The organism is Reyranella soli (assembly GCF_007992495.1).
GTDB lineage: Bacteria > Pseudomonadota > Alphaproteobacteria > Reyranellales > Reyranellaceae > Reyranella > Reyranella soli.
The window spans coordinates 1-5306 of record NZ_BKAJ01000015.1; the positions used below are offsets into that span (position 1 = coordinate 1).

Annotated in this window: 6 protein-coding genes; 3 read left to right on the forward strand and 3 right to left on the reverse strand. The window is 67.2% G+C overall.

Annotated features, from left to right (window positions below; genetic code table 11):
• The first annotated feature begins 25 nt into the window (after window positions 1-25).
• Both RSO01_RS04185 and RSO01_RS04190 read left to right on the forward strand, forming a co-directional pair.
• Window positions 26-790 (forward strand): ABC transporter permease, encoded by a 765-nt coding sequence (locus RSO01_RS04185; protein ID WP_147146522.1) that lies wholly within the window; start codon window positions 26-28, stop codon window positions 788-790.
• Window positions 787-1599, forward strand: a complete 813-nt coding sequence (locus tag RSO01_RS04190) for an ABC transporter permease (protein WP_147146524.1) — start codon at window positions 787-789, stop codon at window positions 1597-1599. The genes RSO01_RS04185 and RSO01_RS04190 overlap by 4 nt, the downstream gene beginning before the upstream one ends.
• Window positions 1600-1601: 2 nt before the next feature.
• Here RSO01_RS04190 and RSO01_RS04195 read toward each other — a convergent pair whose 3' ends face one another.
• From RSO01_RS04195 to RSO01_RS04205, 3 genes are read right to left on the reverse strand one after another with little or no spacing between them, the layout of a single operon-like run.
• Complete coding sequence (locus tag RSO01_RS04195) at window positions 1602-2357, reverse strand: DUF1194 domain-containing protein (RefSeq protein WP_246158051.1); 756 nt, start codon at window positions 2355-2357, stop codon at window positions 1602-1604.
• Window positions 2358-2387: 30 nt separating this feature from the next.
• Window positions 2388-3446: an amidohydrolase family protein gene (locus RSO01_RS04200; protein WP_147146526.1), complete on the reverse strand. Its 1059-nt coding sequence runs from the start codon at window positions 3444-3446 to the stop codon at window positions 2388-2390.
• 27 nt (window positions 3447-3473) lie between these two features.
• Entirely contained in the window at window positions 3474-4295 is an 822-nt protein-coding gene (locus RSO01_RS04205) for an isocitrate lyase/PEP mutase family protein (RefSeq protein ID WP_147146528.1), read from the reverse strand.
• 91 nt (window positions 4296-4386) lie between these two features.
• Between RSO01_RS04205 and RSO01_RS04210 the strand changes: the two genes are divergently transcribed.
• On the forward strand, window positions 4387-5298 hold the full coding sequence (locus tag RSO01_RS04210) for a LysR family transcriptional regulator (RefSeq protein ID WP_170302835.1): 912 nt from the start codon (window positions 4387-4389) through the stop codon (window positions 5296-5298).
• The last annotated feature ends 8 nt before the right edge of the window (window positions 5299-5306 follow it).

The window sequence follows — 5306 nt, forward strand, 5'->3', positions numbered from 1 at the left end:
GCGCTCAAGCTCATGAGCGCGCAGGATGCGCGCGGTCCGGAAGACCATGACGCGCTCCTTCGTCCTGCCCACCGCCTTCGGCGTCGGCTTGCTGGTGCTATGGCAGGCGCTGGTAGTGATCTTCGCGTACCCCAAGGTGATCCTGCCGGCGCCGTCGGACATCTGGACCGTACTGCTCGCTGAATTGCCGACGATCTGGCAGCAGGCGGTGCCGACCGTGCGCGACACCCTGGCGGGCTTCGCCATCGCCGCCCTGTTCGGCGTCGGCATGGCCTCCCTGCTGAGCTTCAGCCGCCTGCTGCGCGATGCGATCTATCCCCTGATCATCGTCATCCAGCTCGTACCAAAAATCGCCTGGACTCCGCTTTTCATCGTCTGGGTCGGCATCGGCTGGCAATCGCGGCTCACGGTCGCGGCGTTCATCGCCTTCTTTCCGATCTTCATCGCCATGATGGCGGGCCTCGAATCGACCGACCGTTCCTTGGTGCGGCTATGCCGCGGACTGACGGCAAGTACGTGGCGTACCTTCTGGCTGGTGCGCTTCCCGGCCTCGATGCCCTACCTGTTCGCCGGCCTGAAGATCGGCATCACGCTGTCGGTGATCGGCGTCATTGTCGCGGAATTCATCTCCTCGTCCGAGGGGCTGGGCTTCCTCATCCTGAAAGCCGCGGCGCTGTTGCGCACCGACCTCATCCTGGCAGCCATCACCGTGCTCTGCGTCGTCGGGCTCGCCTGCTACGGCGCGGTGCATGCGGGTGAGCTGGCCATCCGCCGCTGGCAGGGCGAATGACCGACATCGGCCTGCCCCTTGTCCGCCCCGCCTCCTGGGACCTCGCCGGTCTCGGGCGTCACGCGTTGCGTGTTGTCGCCCCGCCTGCTGTCGCCGCCGGCTTGCTGTTCGCCGCCTGGGAGGTCGCGACCAGGAGCGGTCTCGTCACGCCCCGGCTGTTGCCCGCGCCGGGCAAGGTCTGGGACACGCTGGTCCGTTCGTTGGGCGTGCTGCTGGAACAGGCGCAGCCCACCTTCTGGGGCGCCGTCGCCGGCATCCTGCTGGCCGCAGCTCTCGGCATCCTGCTGGGCGCGGCCGTCTCCTATTCACGCACGCTGATGCAGACGGTTTATCCGACCATCGTCTTCTTCCAGCTCATCCCCAAGGTGGCCCTGGCCCCGGTGTTCCTCCTGTGGTTCGGCACAGGCTTCGCAGCGAACGTGATCTTCTCGGTGTTCATCGCGTTCTTTCCTGTCGTGGTGGCGACGATCGCCGGCCTGCAGGCCGCGCCGCCGGGCTACGAGCGGCTGTGTCGCAGCCTGATGATGCCGCGCTGGCGGATGTTCCTGACGGTCAAGCTGCCCTTCGCGTTGCCGCACATCTTTGCCGGCCTGCGCATCGGCGTGACTTTCGCCGTGATCGGCGTCGTGTTGGGCGAGTTCATCACCGCCCAGACGGGGTTGGGCTACATCATCCTGTTCTCGGCCAACAACTTCGAGACCGCCCTGCTGCTCGCCGCCATCCTCCTGCTGTGCGGCGTTGGCATCGTACTGTTCGCCTTCTCCCTGGCGCTCGAGGCCATCGTCACGCGGCTGTACGACAGCCGATAGGCCTATTTGCCGTCCGGTGCCTCGGCGAGCTGCGGCTGGGGCAGGCCGGCGATCTCGGCGATCAGTTTCTTCGTCAGCGCCCGGCCGAACGATTCATGGGTTTCGGCGACGACAGTGAATGCACCGAAGCCGCCGATGACGTTGTCCTGGAAGTACTTCTCCAGGCCGCCCGGCGGATTGGTGTGTTCGGGGCGGAACGATTCCGAAAGCGGCGTCAGGATGACCAGGGCATTGATGGTGATGCTCTTGGCAAGAGCGTCATCGCGGGCTTCGGTCACGGAGCGGCCGGAGTTGTTGTTGCCGTCGCCGGAAATGTCGATGACCCGCCGCTCCGCCTTGAAGGGCGCACGCTCGAGCTGGGTCACGGAGAAGTCGATTGCGTTGCTGATCGAGGTGCTGCCGGCGAACGATCGCGGCAGCTCGACCAGCTTGTCGCCGAAGCTGCGCGCCGCCTCGCCGTCGTCGATCACGGTCCAGTCGATCACGACATTCTGCTGCCCCGCCGTCGCCCATTCGAGGAAGCATACGGCGATGCGCCGGTTCGGGCCGGAGGTGATGGCCTTCACCACGTCGGGATGGGTGATGGCCGCGGCAGCACCCTCGCGCTGCAGCTTGAACTTGGGCTCGGTGACACTGCGTGAGACGTCGGCTGCAAGCACCAGCAGCAGATCGACGGGTTCGGCCGCCCGACTCGCCGGCCCGGCAAACGTCAATGCCAAGCCCAGCAGTGCCGCCGTCACTCGCATCAAATGCTTCATCGGTCGATCCTTTGCCGGCCCCTAGGAAGCCTACGGCAAGGAGATCGCGAATGCAGCAAGCCCGTTTGCATAAGCGATCGCCTTCTGCTGTTCGGCACTGAGCGACGACAGGGCCTGCAAATTCTCCTCGGGCGCCGGCCAAGTCGTCTTGTCCAAAACATCATCCGCCACATGTGGGCGAAAAAACGGATGATCCGTCCCGAACATGATCCTGGCGGGGTCGGCAAAGGCCGTCAGCGCCGCCAGCGCCGGGCCGTGATAGGCGATCGAATCGTACCAGCACTGGCGCAGGTAGTGGCTGGGCGGCCTGGGAAGGCCGAAATCCTTGGAAATGTCGTTCTTCACACAGGAATCGAGCCGGCCGGCGAGGTAAGGCAGCGTTCCGCCGGCATGCGCGATCAGGAGCTTCAGGCCGGGATGGCGCTCGAGCACGCCGCGCAGGATCAGCAGCGCGACGGCGATCGATGTCTCGAAGGTGAAACCCAGCGCCAGCATCATCGCATGGCCGGTATCCGGAAACAGGTTCTGGCCGACGCCATAGTGCGGATGGATGAAGACGAACAGGCCGCCATCGGCCGCGGCCTTCCAGATCGGCTCGAAGTCGGGATCGTCGAGCCCCCTGCCGCGCCCGGCCGATCCGATGATGACGCCGCGCATATGCGGGTGACCGGCGATGCGCTTGAGCTCGGCGGCGCAGGTTTCCGGCCGCTGCAGCGCCAGCACGCCAAAGCCCAACAGCCGCCCTGCCGAAGCCGCGCAGATGGCTTCGAGATCGTCGTTCAGTTGCGCGGCCAGGGCGGGCGCCTCGTCGGGCTCGACGAAGTCGATCCACGGGTTGGCCGAACTCACCACCGAGACGGCTATGCCGTGCTTGTCCATGAAAGCGAGCTTGCGGCGCACCTCATGGAATTCCCCGCCGATTGGCCGCCCCGCCGAGGTCGAAGTGTCGTTTTCCTCGTCGGGCAGGATCACCAGCCGATCGCCGCCCGCTCGCGATACGATGCGCGGTACCCTTGTGCGCTGCCGCAGCAGAGCGACGTAGCGCGGCAGGTACATGTGGGTATGGACGTCGATCAGCGGCAGCGACATGCCCCGTGGGAAGCAAGTCGCGGGCCACTAACCAGCCGGCGCGAACAGCTTGCGAACGGCGCCCATGTCGGCGATGCGCTGCATCCAGGCGAACGACCCCTCCTCCTTCATGGCCCGCGCGCCGTCGACGAAGGCCGCCAGCGCCAGCCGGTTGAGGGCGCCGCCGACGCTGATGCGCTTGGCGCCGGCTGCCGCCACGTCGGCCACGGTGATGCCGGGCTCCAGCCAGCCGGTCACCACGTTCAGCGGCCGGTCGATCGCCTCGACCATCGCGCGGATCTCGGCCGCGGTCTTGAGGCCCGGCGCATAGAGCACCTCCGCGCCCGCCGCCGAGTAGGCTTTCAGGCGGCGGATGGTGTCGGCCATGTCGTTGCGGCCGCGGATCAGGTTCTCCGCCCGCGCTGTCAGCACGAAGGGCACCGGCAGGCTCTTGGCCACGGCGACGGCGGCCCGCACGCGCTCGACCGACAGGTCGAAGTCGTAGATGGGCGCCTTGGGATCGTTCGAATAGTCCTCGATCGAGCCGCCGGCGAGCCCCGCTTCAGCGGCCATGCGGATCGTCTCGGCGGCGGCCGCCGGTTCGTGTGCGAAGCAGTTCTCCAGGTCGGCATTCACCGGCAGGTCGGTCGCCTGGACGATCTCACGGGCGTTGGCGAGCACTTGATCGCGCGTCACGCCGCGATGCCCCAGGTTGTTGGCGACGCCGAGGCTGGTGGTGGCCAGCGCCTCGTAGCCCAGCCCCGCCAGGATCTTGGCCGTGCCGGCATCCCACGGATTGGGGATGAGGAAGCACCCGGGCTTCTGGTGCAAGGCCCGGAATGAAGCTGTCTTCTCTGCCTGGGTACGCATTTGCCGTCTCCTTGTTCTTTGGAAGGATCACCACAGGACAGCCTTCTGTCGAATGCATAGTATTTGCCGTCAGCATCAGGAAAACGGATCGATGGACATTGATGGGCTAAAAACCTTCGTCGCCATCGCCGAGCTCGGCGGCTTCACCCGTGCAGGCTCCCGCCTGCATCGCTCGCAGCCGGCGATCAGCCGGCGGCTTGGCCTGCTCGAACAGGAGTTGGGGGCGCCCTTGTTCGACCGCTTGCGCGGGCGCGCGCGGCTCACGGAGGCGGGTCGCGCCTTCCGCCCGCACGCCGAAGCTGCCCTCGCGGCGCTGAAGGACGGCCAGGAAGCCGTGCGCGACCTGCAATCGGGCCTGTCGGGTAATCTGTCGCTTGCCTTGGTCGGCACGCTGGCCGACACGCGCATCGTCGACACGCTGAGCCGCTTCCGCCGACGGGCGCGCGGCGTCAGGCTCGAGCTGCGCACGGCCTCGAGCGCCGAGGTGACCGACCTGGTGCGCCGCGGCGAGGTCACGCTCGGCCTGCGCTACTTCTTTGCCGACGGCGCCGACCTCGTCACCCATGCCGCCGGGGCGGAGGCGATGCTGGTGGTGGCGGCTGCCGGCCATCCGTTGGCCGGCCGGCGGCTGCGCAACGTCACGGCGCTCAGCGGCGAGCGCTGGATCGGCTTCCCGCCGGTGCGCAACGAGCGCGATTCGTCGGGCCATCTGCTGGCCCGCCAGCTGGTGCGCGCCGGCCTCGACGACGCCGACGTCACCCTGATCGACAGCCTGACGGCGCAGAAGCGGTTGGCCCAGGCGGGCTTCGGCTTGGCGCTGGTGCCCGAAAGCAGCGTGCGCGACGAACTGCGCCAGGGCCTGTTGGTCACCTTGGACGTCCCGGCGCTGCGCGCGGTCAATCCCATCACCGCCATCCACCGCCGCAACGGCTATCTCAGCCCGGCGGCGAAGGCATTGCTCGCGCTGCTGACCAACAAGCCGCTAAAGCCACGGCGGGTTTGATGCTGGGG